The organism is Saccharothrix sp. ST-888 (genome assembly GCF_000955975.1).
Classification (GTDB): domain Bacteria; phylum Actinomycetota; class Actinomycetes; order Streptomycetales; family Streptomycetaceae; genus Kitasatospora.
On record NZ_JYJF01000012.1, the window covers coordinates 18,728 to 34,213 of the forward strand.

Here is a 15,486-nt window from a genome sequence, read left to right on the forward strand (position 1 = left end):
TGCTCTACTCCTTGGTGTGGCAAAGTCGGTGGTTCGGACTCCGGGCCGGCTGCGCGGTAGGCCGGGCGGCCGGGATGTCAGGCGTGGATCGGGTCGTGACAGGTGACCAGCTTCGTGCCGTCGACGAAGGCGGTCTCGACCTGGAGCACGGTGAGCATCTCCCGCACGCCCGGCATCACTTCGTCGGCCGTGACGACCTTGCGGCCGAGCTCCATGCACTCGGCGACGGTGTGGCCGTCGCGGGCGGCCTCCAGGACGGCCTCGGTGATGAGCGCGGCGGCTTCGCTGTAGTTGAGCTTGGTGCCCCGGTCCCGGCGGCGCCGGGCGAGGTCGGCGACCACGTAGACGTGGAGTTTGTCGATTTCCCGCGGCGAGAGGTTCAAGGCGTCACTTCGCTTTCTCGGTGGAGGGACCGGGCCGGTCCGGCGCTGGATCGGCTGCGGAGAAGGCTGGATCGGCGGTGGAGCGGACCGGGGTGGGCACGGGCGGATCAGGTCGGCGCGCCGTTCGTGGGGGAGGCGGACCTGGTGGGGACGGGGCCGGCCGGCGGCCGGGGCCGAAGGCTGCGCGACGTCGTGGTCCATGGCTCACGGGCTAGCTCTGAGGGCGCCCTTTCCGGCGCTTGCTCCGCAGCCTGCATACGTACTCCCGAGAACGTCGTCCCGCGCGCCAACACCACCTGGTTCGGGCGGTGTTGTTCGTGCTCGGCTCCCGGATCGGAACAGTACGCCTGACCGGCCGGGAGGCAAGCGGCCGATATCGGGTACTTAGCGTAGTCGATCGCGTGCCGAGTGGAATCACGCCTGGTGGGAGTGGCCGCCCAGGTGTGCGAGCGCGGTGGCGGGTGATTCACGGGGGTGGAAGAGTTGACAAAGCGTTGAACGTATTCGGGCCTGGGGTTGACTGATCGGGTCCCTGCGGGGCCGGTCCGGGAGCCCGTCACGGGGGCTGCGACCTGAACACGACAACGGGGAACAGTACATGACGACCGGTCCGAGACATGCGAAGGCCCGACCCCGGCGCGTGCGGCGCGGGGTCGGGCCTTCGGTCGGGCCGGCTGCGGCGCGGTTGCGGTGCTACTCGTACCGGTAGAGCAGTGCTTCACGCTCGGTCTGCTCGATCATCTCGACCGTCAGCCCGGGGTCGCGCAGGTGGGAGAGGGTGACCTGGGCGGAGCTGGGCGCGGCGTCGGGAGCCGGCCACTTCTCGGGCTGCCAGGCGCCGGCCCGCAGGAAGGACTTCGGGCAGTGCCCGTACGCCTCCTCGACCGCGACCACGACGGCGCTGCGCGGCGGTTTTCCCACGGCCTTCAGCTGCTCCAGCAGCCGGGGGTCGGTGGAGACACAGGCGCGCCCGTTCACCCGCAGGGTGCTGTCACGGCCGGGTATGACGAACAGCAGCCCGACCCGGCCGGTCTCGACGATGTTGTGCAGGCTGTCCAGCCGCTTGTTGCCGGTGGCGTCCGGGATGGCCAGGGTGTGCGCGTCCAGCACCGAGACGAACCCGGGCGGGCCGCCCCGGGGCGTCACATCGGCCCGGCCGTCCGCACCCGCGCTCGCCATGAACACCAGCGGGGCGCAGCCGATCAGCTGCCGGGCGCTGTCGAGCAGCCGGTCGACCTGCTTGCGGCGGGCGTGGTCGCCGGGCTGCTCGTAGACCTCGCGCAGCTGGGCGATGTCCCGCAGGGCGGTGGCGTTCAGGGCGTCGAAGAGCCGGCTCGTGGCCGGTGGCGTTGTCGTCACGTACGGGCAATCTAGCCGAGTGCCAAGGTCGCGGACGGGGAGTTTCGCCCCCAAGGCCCGGGCGGCGGCTGCCCGGTCAGGCCGTGAGCGGCACGTGGTGGATCTCGTCGGCGCGGTGCCCGGCGCGATCGTGCACCCGCTGGACGGCTTCCTTGGACGGGGCGTCGGAGAGGCAGTACACGGTGCCGGTCTCGGGATCGCCCCAGACCTGCTTGAAGTTCACGTGCTCCTCCGCCTGGATCGCCAGGTCGGCCCGGTGCGCGGCCGCGAGCTGGTCGGCCGTGATGCCGTTCATACCGTGGTGGACGTCCATGAAGGTGGCCATCGCCCTCACGCCTCTGCTGGTCGGTGACCCCGGGCCGACCGCCCGGAGCCGGGGGATACCACCAGAGTGCGCCCACTCGCGCTCCGTACGCCAGCGCCTCCTCCCGGCCGGCGCCGGCGAAGGGCCTCGGCGGACGGTGTCGAGCTGCTCCGCTCCGCCGCCGGTCACCCATGGACGACGGGCACTCGCCGCGCTCCCGGGAGTCGGCTCGCGATGACGCCAACTCTCCATGAGATCACGCCGGTTGACGGTGGAATGAGCGAGACCGGCGAAGGCCCGGCCTGGGGCGTGTGCGCCGAACTCCCTGCGCCGGGTGGGCATCCAGGCCGGACGGGGCCACTCGACCGTCGCGGCGTCAGTTCGCCTCCTCCTGCCGGTCCCCGCGATTCTGCCCGCCGCCGGCTGGGCCGCCGTGCTCCGGCAGGGCATCCTCGGCAGCGGCCCCGAAGGCCCCGTCCCGCTCAGCGGGACCGTGTGCCGCAACGACCGTCGCGGTATTCCCGCCGACGCCGAGTCGGCCGAGTGAATCAGGCCACAGCGGAACCCCCTCCTGGTCCGCCGGGGATCATGGCACAATGACGGCAATAGCAGTGACGTTCAGCGCACTCCGGGGTCGGTGAAAATCCGAACCGGCGGTTACAGTCCGCGACCCGTCCGCAGCCAGCGGCCGGTTGACCAGGTGAAATTCCTGGACCGACGGTTAAAGTCCGGATGGGAGGCGTGCGCGGGCGGACAAGCAGTGCCACGGCTCCACCCGAAGAGCCGCGGAAGGCGTGCCGGGAGGACTCCGTCCCGTGCGCCGGTCGCAGACCGGTGCCGAGGAGTGTTCTCCGGGCATTCCCAGACCTTGCTGTCCGTGTCCTCTCCCATGCCGCCCCCGGAGTCCGCGCCCAAGCGCGAGGAGAATCCGGGTGTTCACCGGCATCATCGAAGAGCTCGGCGAGGTCGTCTCCATCGAGGAGTTCGGAGAGTCCTCCCAAATCCGTCTGCGCGGCCCGGCGGTCCGTTCCGGTGCCAAGCACGGTGATTCCATCGCGGTCAACGGCGTCTGCCTCACCGTTGTCGACACCTCCGAGGAACTGACCGCCGCCAGCGACGAGTTCACCGCCGATGTGATGGCCGAGACGCTGCACCGCTCCAGCCTCGGCACGCTGCGCCCCGGTGACCGGGTCAACCTGGAGCGGGCCATGGCACTCGGTGCCCGGCTCGGCGGGCACCTGGTCCAGGGCCATGTCGACGCGACCGGCACCCTGCTCGCCCGCGAGCCGGGCGAACTCGACGCCGCCGGCAACCTGCGCTGGGAGGTGCTGCGCTTCTCGCTGCCGCAGAGCATCGCCCGGTACCTGGTCGAGAAGGGCTCGATCACCGTGGACGGCATCAGCCTCACCGTGGTGGAGGCCGCCCTCGACAGCTTCACCGTCAGCCTCATCCCGGCCACCCTCGCCCTCACCACCCTCGGCACCAAGCAGATCGGCGAGCCGGTCAACCTCGAGGTGGACGTGCTCGCGAAGTACGTCGAGCGGCTGCTCGACAGCCGTGCCCTGCCGGCCACCCTCGCCCCACCCACGGCGCTGGAGGACGTGTCGTGAACTGGCTCAACGACACGGCCTTCGCGGTGCTCGGCCAGCCGGTGAAGTGGACCGACATGGTCGGCAACCTGCTCGGACTGGCCGCGCTCGCGCTGGGCTGGCGCCGTTCGATGTGGACCTGGCCGGTCCAGCTGCTGTCCGCGGTCGTCCTGGTCGCCGCCTACCTGTCCGGCCACCTGGCCGGGCTGGTGGGCAAGCAGGGCATCGTCATCGCCGCCGCCGTCTGGGGCTGGTACCAGTGGCAGCGCGGCCGCCGCAGCAGCGGCGAGATAGAGGTCCGGTTCGCCACCGGGCGGGAGCGCGCGCTGCTGGTCGGCGCCACCGCGCTGGCCACCGTGGGCCTGGCCGAGCTCTTCCTCGCCGTCCCCGAGCTGTCGTGGAGCCCGTGGGCGGACGCGTACATATTCGTCGGCACGCTGGCGGCGATGTACGCCCAGGCCAGGGGCTGGGTCGAGTTCTGGTTCGCCTGGATAGCCGTCGACATCGTGGGCGTCCCGCTCGCCTTCAGCAGCGGCTACACCTTCTCCGGCCTGACCTACGTCATCTACTTCGTTCTGGTGCTGCTCGGCCTGCGCGCCTGGTGGCTGCGGACCCGCACGCCCCGTGCCGCGAGCACGGCCGTCCTCCAGGGAGCCACGGCATGACCACCCACCCCGTACCCGACGCCCGGCCGCCGCTGGACGACAGCCTCGCCCTCGACCCGGTCGAGCACGCCATCACCGACATCGCGCTCGGCCGGCCGGTGATCGTGGTCGACGACGAGGACCGCGAGAACGAGGGCGACATCGTCTTCGCCGCCTCCGCCGCGACCCCCGAACTGATGGCCTTCACCATCCGTTACAGCTCGGGCGTGATCTGCGTCCCGATGACCGGTGCCGAGCTCGACCGGCTCAAGCTGCCGCCGATGACCCAGGTCAACGAGGACCGCAAGGGCACCGCGTACGCGGTGTCGGTGGACGCCCGGGACGGCGTGGACACCGGCATCTCGGCCGCCGACCGGGCCCGTACCACCAGGCTGCTCGCCAGCGAGGGCACCGAGCCGGGCGACCTCACCCGGCCCGGCCACATCTTCCCGCTGCGCGCGGTCGAGGGCGGCGTCCTGGTCCGCCCCGGACACACCGAGGCGGCGGTCGACCTGGCCCGGCTCGCCGGGCTCCCGCCGGCGGGAGCGATCGCCGAGGTGGTCAACGACGACGGCACCATGGCCCGGCTGCCCGAGCTGGTCGCCTTCGCCCGGCGGCACGGCCTGTCGATCATCTCCATCGAGGACCTGATCGCCTACCGCCGCCGCACCGAGCTGCACGTGAGCCGCGCCGCGGTCACCACCCTGCCGACCGAGTACGGCGACTTCACCGCCGTCGGCTACAAGGGCACCCTGGACGGCGTCGAGCACATCGCCCTGGTGGCCGGCGGCCTCGGCGCCGACGGCAAGGTCCCGGACAGCGAGGACCTGCTGGTGCGGGTCCACTCCGAGTGCCTGACCGGTGACGTCCTCGGCTCGCTGCGCTGCGACTGCGGCCCCCAGCTCCAGTCCTCGCTGCGGGAGATCGCCACCGCCGGCCGCGGTGTGCTGCTCTACCTGCGCGGCCACGAGGGCCGGGGCATCGGCCTCGCCCACAAGCTGCGCGCTTACGAGCTGCAGGAGCAGGGCCGGGACACCGTGGACGCCAACCTCGAACTCGGCCTGCCCGCCGACGCCCGCGACTACAGCATCGGCGCCCAGATGCTCGCCGACCTCGGCGTCAAGTCGCTGACCCTGCTCACCAACAACCCCGACAAGATCGCCGCACTCACCGAGTACGGCCTCACCGTCAACGGCCGTCAGCCGGTCGCCGTCACACCCGGCGAGCACAACACCGCCTACCTGCGCACCAAGCGCGACCGGATGGGCCACGAACTGCCCTGGCTCGACGCCAACTCCTGAACCTCCCTACCACCGAAGGACGTACGAACGTGAGCGGCCACGGAGCCCCCGAGCTGACCATCAACAACGTTTCCGACCTGCGGGTCGCCGTCGTCGCCGCGCAGTGGCACGAGCAGGTGATGAACGGCCTGCTGGACGGCGCCCACCGCGCGCTCAAGGAGCTGGGCGTCGCCGAGTCGACCGTCGTCCGGGTCCCCGGCGCCTTCGAGCTCCCGGTCGCCGCCAAGCGGCTGGCCGATCGCGGCTACGACGCGGTGATCGCGCTCGGCGTGGTCATCCGGGGCGGCACCCCGCACTTCGAGTACGTCTGCGAGGCGGCCACCCTCGGCCTCACCGAGGTCAGCGTCAGCACCGGCGTCCCGGTCGGCTTCGGCGTGCTGACCTGCGACAACGAGCAGCAGGCGCTGGACCGGGCGGGCCTGGAGGGCTCCGCCGAGGACAAGGGCCACGAGGCCGTCACGGCGGCGGTCGCCACGGCCGCCACGCTGCGCGCGCTGGCCTGACCGCCGGCGGGACTCAAGCCGGGACGCGGGGATCCGCGCGGGCGACCGGGCACACAGTTGCCCGGTCGCCCGCGCGGGTCCCCGCGTCCTTGCGCGGTGCGACCGCGCCCGCCTGGGATAGTTCGACCGTGCGTCCATCGACCGTGCGTCCATCGGAGTGTCCAAGGTCCGGGACCGTTTACCGTCCGTCAGCCCGCAAGCCGTAAGGTGAGCTCATCATGGCTTCCAAGACATTCGAGGAGCTCTTCACCGAGCTCCAAAAGAAGGCCGCCACCGGCGACCCCTTGTCCTCCCGTACCGCGCAGCTCGTCCAGCAGGGCGTCCATGCGATCGGCAAGAAGGTCGTCGAGGAGGCCGCCGAGGTCTGGATGGCCGCCGAGTACGAGACCGACGAGCGGACCGCCGAGGAGATCTCGCAGCTCCTCTACCACCTTCAGGTGATGATGGTCGCCCGCGGACTGACGCTCGACGACGTCTACGCCCACCTCTGATCCGCTCCGCCCCCCACCGCACCACAGTCCCCTCCACAGCGAAGGATTCCTCTCTCATGCTGCGCATCGCCCTCCCCAACAAGGGTTCGCTCTCGGGTCCCGCGGCGGAGATGCTCCATGAGGCCGGCTACCGGCAGCGCAAGGACCCCAAGGAGCTGGTGCTGGTCGACCCGGAGAACCAGGTCGAGTTCTTCTTCCTGCGCCCGCGCGACATCGCCGTCTACGTCGGCTCCGGCCGCCTCGACGTCGGTATCACCGGCCGTGACCTGCTGCTGGACTCGGGCGCGGACGCGGAGGAGGTGCTCGCGCTCGGCTTCGCCGGCTCGACCTTCCGCTTCGCCAAGCCGGTCGGTGTCGACCTGAAGGACGTTCAGGGCCTGGAGGGCCTGCGGATCGCCACCTCGTACACCGGCCTGGTCGAGCAGCACCTGGCCGAGCAGGGCGTCAAGGCGACCGTCACCAAGCTGGACGGCGCGGTCGAGACCGCCGTGCAGCTGGGTGTCGCCGATGTGATCGCCGACGTCGTGGAGACCGGCACCAGCCTGCGCAACGCCGGCCTTGAGGTCTTCGGCGAGCCGATCCTGATCTCGGACTCCGTGGTGATCCGCCCCAAGGGCGCCGGCGAGGACGCGCGGGTCGAGCAGTTCCTGCGCCGCCTCCAGGGCGTGCTGGTGGCCCGCCGCTACGTGCTGATGGACTACGACATCCGCGCCGAGAAGGTCGGGGCCGCCGTTGCGCTCACCCCCGGCCTGGAGTCGCCGACGGTCTCCCCGCTGCACACCGAGGGCTGGGTGGCGGTCCGTTCGATGGTGCTCCGCAAGGAGGCCCAGCGGATCATGGACGACCTCTGGGGGATCGGCGCCCGCGCCATCCTGGTCACCAACATCCACGCCTGCCGCCTCTGACGACCGATCGGGCGGGGGCCGGACCGGGTCCCCGCCCGTGCTGGGGAGAACCACCGTGACCACGTCCGCCGAGTCCACCAAGCCCGCCGCGTCCGGCGCGCTCCCGGTCAGCTGGGCGCCGCGCCGCAACCGGGCCGTGCTGCTCACGCTCTGCACCGTGCTGCTGGTGCTGTTCAGCACGATCGCCTTCGCGCTGCCCGACAACTGGCAGCTCAACGACCGGCTGGCGATGGTCTGCAGCGGCCTGCTCTTCGCCGGGGCCGGCCTGATGCTGGCCCGGCCCAGGGTGAGCGCCGACGAACAGGGCGTCACGGTGGTCAACTTCGTCCGTAGCCGCCGCCTCGCCTGGGCCGAGATCGTCCGGGTCAACCTGCGCCAGGGCGACCCGTGGGTCACCCTCGACCTCGCCGACGGCACCGCGCTGGCCGCGGTCGGCATCCAGCCCGCCGGCGGCCGCGACCAGGCGGTCCGCGCCGCCCGCGCACTGCGCGACCTGGTCGAGGAGCGCGGTACCTCCCGCTGAGCGGACCCGCGCGCGGGAATCCGGCGGGACCTCACCCGGCCGGTGGCAGGCACCGCCCGACAAGATCCTTACCTCCGCACAGCTATCGTTTACGCTGGTAAAGCCGGGGCAAAGGCCCCGCCAGTCAAACCCACGACCTGAGGAGTGACACCTCCCCTCGATGGACGATCCGTCCGGTAGTACCCGCGCCGCCTCACTTCCGTCGCCCGGAAGGCAGGCGGCACTGTGATCACCGCCTGGCTGCTGCTGTTCGCGGCCCTTGTGCTCATCCTCGCCAACGGCCTCTTCGTGGCCGCCGAGTTCGCCCTCGTCACCGTGGAGCGCGGCAGTGTCGAACGCGCCGCCGCCGCCGGTGACCGACGGGCCGCGGGCATCGCCAAGGCCCTGCACAGGCTCTCCTTCCAGCTCTCCGGCGCCCAGCTCGGCATCACCGTCACCTCGCTGGTGGTCGGCATGCTCGCCGCGCCCGCGCTCTCCACCCTGCTCACTCCCGTGCTCACCGGCCTCGGCCTGCCCACGGCCGCCGCGGCCGGCGCCGCCGTGACCGTCGGCATGCTGCTGGCCACCGTGGTGCAGATGGTGATCGGGGAGCTGGTCCCCAAGAACTGGGCGATCTCCCGGCCGCTCCAGGTCGCCTACGCCGTGGTCGGACCGCAGCGCGTCTTCTCGGCCGTCTGCCGACCGCTGATCAGCCTCCTGAACGGCTCCGCCGACCGCATCGTGCGGGCGCTGGGCATCGAGCCGCAGGAGGAGCTCGGCCACGCCCGCACCCCCGCCGAACTGGTCGCGCTCGCCCGGCACTCCGCCAGAGCCGGTGTGATGGACGAGGAGTCGGCCCGGCTGTTCGTGCGCACCCTGGGCCTCGGCGAACTCACCGCGGAGAGCGTGATGACCCCGCGCGTGGACGTCGTCGCCCTCCAGCACGACGCCAGCGCGGCCGACGTCCTCAACCTCACCCGGGCCACCGGCCTGTCCCGCTTCCCGGTCTACGGGCACAGCGTGGACGAGGTCACCGGCACCGTCACGCTCAAGGACGCCCTCGGCGTCCCCGCCGAACTGCGCGCCGCGACCCGCGTCGCCGCACTTGCCTCGGCACCGCTGCTGGTCCCCGAGACCCTGCCCGCCGAGCGCCTGCTCGACCAGCTGCGCCGCCAGCAGCCGATGGCCATCGTGGTCGACGAGTACGGCGGCACGGCCGGCGTGGTCACCATCGAGGACATCGTCGAGGAGATCGTCGGCGAGGTGCAGGACGAGCACGACCCCGAGGACATCCCCGAACTGCGCCAGCTGCCGCCCGTCGACGGGTACCCGGTCTGGGAGGCCGACGGCCGCGCCCGGCTCGACCAGCTGGAGACCATCGGCCTCCAGGCCCCGGACGGACCGTACGAGACGCTCGGCGGACTGCTCGCCGACCTGCTCGGCAAGCTGCCCGCCCCCGGTGAGATGGCCGGCCTGCCCGGCTGGCGGTTCACCGTGCTCGGCGTGGAGCGGCACCGCACCAGCCGGGTGCTGATCGAGCGCCGCCCCGACGCCGGAGCCGAGGAGACGGACCGATGAGCGCCCTGTACCTGTTCGCCTCGCTGCTGCTCCTGCTCGGCAACGCCTTCTTCGTCGGCGCCGAGTTCGCCGTGATCTCGGTGCGCCGCAGCCAGATCGAACCGCTCGCCGAGGCGGGCAACAAGCGCGCCCACACCGTCCTGCACGCGCTCTCCAACGTCTCCGCGATGCTGGCCGCCGCCCAACTGGGCATCACCGTCTGCTCGCTGCTGCTCGGCGCACTCGCCGAGCCGACCATCGCCGGACTGCTGGAAGGCCCCTTCCATGCCGTCGGCATGCCCGAGTCGCTGGTCCACCCGGTCGGCTACGCCCTGGCACTGGCCCTGGTGGTCTTCCTGCACATGGTGATCGGCGAGATGGTCCCCAAGAACATCTCGATCGCCGGTCCGGAGAAGGCCGCGCTCTGGCTCGGCCCGCCGCTGGACCGGCTGGCCCGCTGGCTCGGCCCGGTGATCCGGCTGCTGAACGCCTTCGCCAACGGCGTGCTGCGGCTGGCCAGGGTCGAGCCCAAGGACGAGGTCGAGTCGGTCTTCACCGACGAGCAGCTGCTCCATCTGCTGGCCGACTCCCGCGCGGCCGGCCTGCTGGACGAACGCCGCCAGGAGCGGCTGGAGGACGCCCTGGAGCTCGGCCGCCGGCCGGTCACCGACGTCCTGCTGCCGGCCGAGCAACTGGTCACCGTGGGCCCCTCGGTGACCGCCCTGGAGATAGAGGAACTGGCCGTCCGCACCGGGTTCTCCCGCTTCCCGGTGGTCGACGAGGCCGGCACGCTGCGCGGCTACCTGCACGTCAAGGACATCCTGGACGTCGACGACCCGTCGGCGCCCCTTCCGGCCCGGCTCTGGCGCCCGGTGACCGTCCTGCGCGGCACCATGCCGCTGGACGACGCGCTCGGCGCGATGCGCAGGGCAGCCGCCCACCTGGCCGCCGTGGTCGACCAGGACGGCCGCAAGCTCGGCCTGGTCGCCTTGGAGGACGTCCTGGAGGAACTGGTCGGCGAGATGCACGACCCCGACCATCGCCAGGTGGCCCGCACCTGAGCCCAGGAGTTCCTCCGGGGCAAGCGTGAACCATCAGGGGTGCGGGGAACGGCGCGAGAGACCGTGCGGCTCCGAGGTGGGCTGATCGCGCAGTTCCCCGCGCCCCTGTCGGCTTGCCCTGTTGTGCTCGGTCGGGTGGGCAGGGCGCCTCGGGCGGCTGTGGTCTATCGCCGGCCGTCGATCAGTTCGCCGTAGGCCTGGAGCAGGTCGGGCAGGCGGAGGGTGGCCAGGTCCTCGCGGGTGGGGACGGCCCGGAGGGCGGACAGGCGCAGGTCCCGGTAGGCGCAGGACTTCTCGTAGAGGGTCCTGATGAAGCGGCCGTTGCCGAGGTCGTCGATCCAGCCCTCGTGGACCACGTGGCCGCAGATGCTGGCGAGCTCCTCGGCGGCGTCCTCGTCCCAGCCGTCGCCGCCGGACGCGGCCAGGGTGCGGCCGATGGCGGTGAGTTCGGCGGGGCGGTAGCTGGGGAAGTCCACCCGGGTGGTGAAGCGGGAGTTGAGGCCCGGGTTGGTGGCCAGCAGGCGGTTCATGCCCTCGGGGTAGCCGGCCAGGATGACGACCAGCCGGTCGCGGTTGTCCTCGGCCCGCTTCAGCAGCACCTGGAGTGCCTCGTCCCCGTAGGCGTCGCCCTTGCTGTAGCCGGAGTTGGAGAGGCTGTACGCCTCGTCGATGAAGAGCACGCCGTCCAGCGCGGAGTCGATCAGCTCATTGGCCTTGACCGCCGTCTGGCCGAGGAATTCGCCCACCAGGTCCGCTCGCTGGGCCTCCACCAGGTGGTCCCCGGAGAGCAGGCCGAGCGCGTGGAAGACCTGCCCGAGGATCCGGGCGACGGTGGTCTTCCCGGTGCCCGAGGGGCCGGAGAAGACGAAGTGCCGCTTCGGCGGCTGCACCGGCAGACCCTGCTCGGTGCGCAGCCGTGACATCCGCAACTGCGCCGACAGGGCCCGGACCTGGCGTTTCACCGGATCCAGGCCGACCATCTGCTCCAGCGCGGCCATCGCCGCGTCGAGCCCCTGCTGGCCGCGGAGCCCGCCGTGCTGTGCCGATCCGGCCGCGGGTGCGGCACGTTCACCGCCGTCGCCTCTGGGCGGCGGCCCCGGGGCCGGGTCGACGGAGCCGCCCGACCGCTCGGCGGCCGGCCGGGGCACGGGCACCCCGGTGGTGGCAGGACCGGCGTAGGACTCGCCTATCCGGTAGTCCGTCTCCGCCCCGAGCCCGTCCTCCCCGGCGCACACGTCCTCGCCGCCGAACCCACCGAACCCGCCGAACCCACCGTCCGGGCCGTACGCCTCGTCGCCGTCGTACCCGCCCCCGGCGTCGTAGTCGCTCCCGCCGTCGTATCCGCCGCCCGTCGCACCGTCGTTCTCGACGTCGTACCCGCCGCCGTCGGTACCGTCGGCGGTGTCGTAGCCGGGCTGGTAGTCCACGTCCGGTCCGAACTCGCCCACGGGCTCGGCGCCCGCCAGTTCGGCGGGCTCGAAGTCGGCCTCCGCGAGGGCGAGTTCACCCGGTGCCTGGGCGTCGCTCCGGCCCTCGCCGAGCAGTCCCTCGATCACCCCGTCCTCGGTGGTGATCGCGGCCAGCCGTGCCGCCGTGTCCATGAAGGCCGGGTCGGCCCGGTGCACCGCCCGGTACAGCGGCAGGGCCGCGGCGCTGCGCCCGGCCCCCTCGTACGCCCGGGCCAGCCAGTACCGCAGCTCCTTGCGCTGCGGCTGCTCCGAGCGGCAGCGGGCCAGCGAGGCGGCCAGCGGGCGCTGCGCCTGGGCGCACATGTCGAGCCGGACCCTGGCCATGCCGCCGAACAGTCCGGCCTCGATGCCGAGCAGCGGATCGTCCAGTAACTGGTCGGTTTCCCGGATGAGTTGCTCCCAGTCCTTCAGCAGGTAGGAGCGGCAGGCGTGCAGGAACCGGACCGAAGGGTCCCGGTCCGGCGGCGGGCAGGCCGTGAGGGCCCGGTCGAGCTCGGTCAGCTGGCGGCCGTCCAGCCAGTGCGAGGCGTGCGCCAGGGCCAGGTCGCGGGCGTCCTCCAGGACCGGCTGGACCCACCACCCCAGCCAGTACCAGGAACTGAGCGGCCGTTGGTGCCTGGCGCGCTGCTCGCCGAAACGCCGCTGGTGGCGGTGCATGGCCAGCAGCGCGCCCGAGGTGTCGCAGCGCAGGGCGTGCAGGCCGAGCCAGGCGTCCGCCATGCCGGGGTCGAGCCGCACGGCCGTGCGGAACTCCTCCTCCGCCCTGGCGTACGCGCCTGCGGCGTAGGCGTCCATCGCCCGCAGCCAGGCGCGGTCGGCGAGCCGGTCCGGCCCGGTCGTACTGGAACTGTCCACCGTCACTCACGCCCCCCGCTCGGTGTATCGAGGCTCGGCGGCCGAGGGGTGAGGCCAGGGTGGTGCCCGCCCACACCGACGCCCCCGGCACGCAACCGTGCCTGTCAGGAATCGTACCGGCGCAGGGCTGATCCGGAAGAGTGTCGCACCCTGTCAAATCGCCGGGCCCGCCGGGTTGTTGGAGTCCGTCCGGAACACGACGGTCGCGGTGGATCGCGGCAGGTGAGGAGAGCGGCGCAGCGGATGCGGAACGCGACAGCTCCGGCCCACGGGGGAACGAGTCGGAGTTGCCGCGCACGCTGTCGCGAGATCAACCGGCTCGTGACGGGGAGAACCTATGGGCTGAGGGCACCTCGGGTCAAGAACTGGCCAAGGAATCGCCAAGGAATGGGAAAAGAATCCGGCCGGTGAGGCCGTCCACCCGCAGGTCCGCATACGGACGGCTGGGGTCCGCCGCGAAGTGCGCCAGCTCGGCCGCCGCCCACCCGGCCCAGAATTCGGCCAACTCCGGTCCGTCGCGCCGCTCCCCGCGAGCGCGGGCGGCCGCTGCGTCCAGCTCCATCCAGATCAACTCGGCCAGCCACGGCCGCAGTCCGCTCCGTCCGGCGCCGACCCCCTCGATCAGCACCACCGGCGCGGGCGGCACCGCCCGGCGGTCCGCGAAGCGGCGCAACGTCCAGTCGTAGACGCGGTGTTCACCGGTCCGGCCCGCCGCCAGCGGCTCCAGTACCTCGGTGCGCAGGCGCTCCACCCAGCCGAACGGCTCGGCGTGGGTGGCGAGATCGTCCAGGTGTACCACCGGCGCTCCCCCCAGCGCGGCGGCCAGCCGGGCGGCGAAGGTGGTCTTCCCGGCCCCGGCGTGCCCGTCCACGGCCACCAGCCGGACCGGGCCGCAGGACGGCGGCAGGGCGAGCAGCCGCCGAGCGAGCCGCGCCGGGACGTCCGCCGCTTCCGCCTCTGCCACGCCCGCCGGTCCGGCCGGCCGGACCGGCTCGCCCCGTCGCACGGCAGCACCGGTCCCGGCTCCGGCCTCCGCCGAGCCGTCGCCGAGCCTTGTGCAGTCGTCCCGATCAGCCACGGGCCCACTCTACGGGCGGTGCGTTCCGGCAGGTCGTGACGGACCGGCCGGTATCGGGCATACTCACTTCGCCACGCCCGTGAACGACCGTTCACCGCAACCCGGTGCCGGTCGGACACGCCTGCCGTGCCGTGCCTCGTCACCCCGAGGCCCGGCACCCCGACCGAGGAGGCCCGTTCCGTCATGAGCCCCGCCCCTGCCAAGCCTGTCGACCGCCAGCTGCCCAGTGACGAGGCCCGCGAACTGCTGAGCCTCACCAGGGACCTGGTCCAGCGCGAGCTCCGGCCGCGCGCTGCCGAGGACGAGGCGGTCGCCCGGTTCCCCCGCGAGACCTTCCGCACGCTCGGCGACGCCGGGCTGCTCTCCCTCCCGTACGGCGAGCAGTACGGCGGCGGCGAGCAGCCGTACGAGGTCTACCTCCAGGTCCTGGAGGAGCTGGCCGCCGGCTGGCTCGCGGTCGGCCTCGGAGTCAGCGTGCACACCCTCTCCTGCCATGCGCTGGCCACCTTCGGCACCGAGGAGCAGCGGGACCGCTGGCTGCCCGCGATGCTCAGCGGCGAGCAGCTCGGCGCCTACTGCCTCTCCGAGCCGCAGTCCGGCTCCGACGCCGCCGCCCTGCGCACCCGGGCCGACCTGGACGGCGACGAGTACGTGGTGAACGGCACGAAGGCGTGGATCACGCACGGCGGCCGCGCCGACTTCTACAGCACCATGGTGCGGACCGGCGAGGACGGCGCCCGGGGCATCAGCTGCCTGCTCGTCCCGGGCGACAGCCAGGGGCTCGCGGCCGCGCCGCCGGAGCACAAGATGGGCATGAGCAGCTCACCGACCGCACAGCTGCACTTCGACGGCGTCCGGGTGGACCGCGAGCGGCGGATCGGCGACGAGGGCCAGGGCTTCCAGATCGCGCTCTCCGCCCTGGACTCCGGCCGGCTCGGCATCGCGGCCTGCGCGATCGGCGTGGCCCAGGCCGCGCTCGACCTCGCCGTGGACTACGCGGGCACCCGGGAGCAGTTCGGCCGCCCGATCGCCGACTTCCAGGGGCTGTCCTTCATGCTGGCCGACATGGCCACCCAGGTCGAGGCCGGCCGCGCGCTCTACCTGTCCGCGGCCCGCCGCCGCGACAGCGGACTGGCCTTCTCCAAGGAGGCGGCGATGGCGAAGCTCTTCTGCACCGACGCCGCGATGCGGGTCACCACGGACGCGGTGCAGGTGCTCGGCGGGTACGGCTACACCCAGGACTACCCGGCCGAGCGCTACATGCGCGAGGCCAAGGTCCTGCAGATCGTGGAGGGCACCAACCAGATCCAGCGGCTGGTCATCGGCCGCCACCTCACCGGCAGGTAACCGGGGCCCCTCGACGCGGGGCGGCGAACCGGTAGGGGCGCGGGGAACGGCGCGAGAGAGCAGGCACCTCCACAGAGGGCCCTCGCGTGGTTCCCCGCGCCCCTACCGGTTCCACCTTCGTGCGGTTCCGCCCTCGCG

At 72.4% G+C, this 15,486-nt stretch carries 16 protein-coding genes and 1 riboswitch; of the genes, 11 read left to right on the forward strand and 5 right to left on the reverse strand.

The genetic code is table 11. The features are described 5' to 3' along the window. Nucleotides 1–77: 77 nt before the first annotated feature. The 3 genes from UK12_RS07270 to UK12_RS07280 form a co-directional block, all read right to left on the reverse strand. Nucleotides 78–383 (reverse strand): urease subunit gamma, encoded by a 306-nt coding sequence (locus UK12_RS07270; protein WP_045300857.1) that lies wholly within the window; start codon nt 381–383, stop codon nt 78–80. Between the two features lie 693 nt (nt 384–1,076). Further along, a complete protein-coding gene (locus tag UK12_RS07275; RefSeq protein ID WP_045300859.1) occupies nt 1,077–1,742 on the reverse strand; it encodes an MSMEG_1061 family FMN-dependent PPOX-type flavoprotein in 666 nt (221 codons plus the stop codon). Nucleotides 1,743–1,818: 76 nt separating this feature from the next. After that, nucleotides 1,819–2,067: an SCO4226 family nickel-binding protein gene (locus UK12_RS07280; RefSeq protein ID WP_045300862.1), complete on the reverse strand. Its 249-nt coding sequence runs from the start codon at nt 2,065–2,067 to the stop codon at nt 1,819–1,821. 313 nt (nt 2,068–2,380) lie between these two features. On the opposite strand from UK12_RS07280, the gene UK12_RS07285 reads away from it, so the two are divergent. The 10 genes from UK12_RS07285 to UK12_RS07330 all read left to right on the forward strand — a co-directional run bounded on the left by UK12_RS07285 (nt 2,381) and on the right by UK12_RS07330 (nt 10,599). Next, nucleotides 2,381–2,593 (forward strand): hypothetical protein, encoded by a 213-nt coding sequence (locus tag UK12_RS07285; protein ID WP_045300864.1) that lies wholly within the window; start codon nt 2,381–2,383, stop codon nt 2,591–2,593. 73 nt (nt 2,594–2,666) lie between these two features. After that, nucleotides 2,667–2,794: riboswitch (FMN riboswitch) on the forward strand. Between the two features lie 184 nt (nt 2,795–2,978). Then, on the forward strand, nt 2,979–3,656 hold the full coding sequence (locus UK12_RS07290; protein WP_045300866.1) for a riboflavin synthase: 678 nt from the start codon (nt 2,979–2,981) through the stop codon (nt 3,654–3,656). Beyond that, nucleotides 3,653–4,300, forward strand: coding sequence for a nicotinamide riboside transporter PnuC (gene pnuC, locus UK12_RS07295; protein ID WP_045300869.1), 648 nt, complete (start codon nt 3,653–3,655; stop codon nt 4,298–4,300). The genes UK12_RS07290 and pnuC overlap by 4 nt, the downstream gene beginning before the upstream one ends. Next, nucleotides 4,297–5,580 carry a bifunctional 3,4-dihydroxy-2-butanone-4-phosphate synthase/GTP cyclohydrolase II gene (locus tag UK12_RS07300; protein WP_045300871.1) on the forward strand — a complete coding sequence of 428 codons (1,284 nt, stop codon included), beginning with the start codon at nt 4,297–4,299 and terminating at the stop codon, nt 5,578–5,580. The genes pnuC and UK12_RS07300 overlap by 4 nt, the downstream gene beginning before the upstream one ends. A gap of 29 nt (nt 5,581–5,609) precedes the next feature. Further along, nucleotides 5,610–6,083, forward strand: a complete 474-nt coding sequence (gene ribH, locus UK12_RS07305; RefSeq protein ID WP_045300873.1) for a 6,7-dimethyl-8-ribityllumazine synthase — start codon at nt 5,610–5,612, stop codon at nt 6,081–6,083. A gap of 218 nt (nt 6,084–6,301) precedes the next feature. Further along, the gene (locus tag UK12_RS07310; RefSeq protein WP_045300875.1) at nt 6,302–6,574 is read left to right on the forward strand and encodes a phosphoribosyl-ATP diphosphatase; all 273 of its coding nucleotides are present in this window, start codon (nt 6,302–6,304) and stop codon (nt 6,572–6,574) included. A 56-nt stretch (nt 6,575–6,630) separates the two neighbouring features. After that, a complete protein-coding gene (gene hisG / locus UK12_RS07315) occupies nt 6,631–7,479 on the forward strand; it encodes an ATP phosphoribosyltransferase (RefSeq protein ID WP_045300877.1) in 849 nt (282 codons plus the stop codon). Nucleotides 7,480–7,534: 55 nt separating this feature from the next. Continuing rightward, nucleotides 7,535–8,002, forward strand: coding sequence for a PH domain-containing protein (locus UK12_RS07320; protein ID WP_045300878.1), 468 nt, complete (start codon nt 7,535–7,537; stop codon nt 8,000–8,002). 225 nt (nt 8,003–8,227) lie between these two features. Then, nucleotides 8,228–9,559 (forward strand): hemolysin family protein, encoded by a 1,332-nt coding sequence (locus UK12_RS07325; RefSeq protein ID WP_045300880.1) that lies wholly within the window; start codon nt 8,228–8,230, stop codon nt 9,557–9,559. Then, entirely contained in the window at nt 9,556–10,599 is a 1,044-nt protein-coding gene (locus UK12_RS07330; RefSeq protein ID WP_045300881.1) for a hemolysin family protein, read from the forward strand. Before UK12_RS07325 ends, UK12_RS07330 begins: the two co-directional genes overlap by 4 nt. 164 nt (nt 10,600–10,763) lie before the next feature. Here UK12_RS07330 and UK12_RS07335 read toward each other — a convergent pair whose 3' ends face one another. Together UK12_RS07335 and UK12_RS07340 are read right to left on the reverse strand one after the other, a co-directional pair. Then, nucleotides 10,764–12,929, reverse strand: a complete 2,166-nt coding sequence (locus UK12_RS07335; protein WP_197084632.1) for an AAA family ATPase — start codon at nt 12,927–12,929, stop codon at nt 10,764–10,766. Between the two features lie 352 nt (nt 12,930–13,281). Continuing rightward, the gene (locus UK12_RS07340; RefSeq protein ID WP_197084633.1) at nt 13,282–14,001 is read right to left on the reverse strand and encodes a uridine kinase family protein; all 720 of its coding nucleotides are present in this window, start codon (nt 13,999–14,001) and stop codon (nt 13,282–13,284) included. 183 nt (nt 14,002–14,184) lie between these two features. Between UK12_RS07340 and UK12_RS07345 the strand changes: the two genes are divergently transcribed. Continuing rightward, on the forward strand, nt 14,185–15,348 hold the full coding sequence (locus UK12_RS07345; RefSeq protein ID WP_045300883.1) for an acyl-CoA dehydrogenase family protein: 1,164 nt from the start codon (nt 14,185–14,187) through the stop codon (nt 15,346–15,348). The last annotated feature ends 138 nt before the right edge of the window (nt 15,349–15,486 follow it).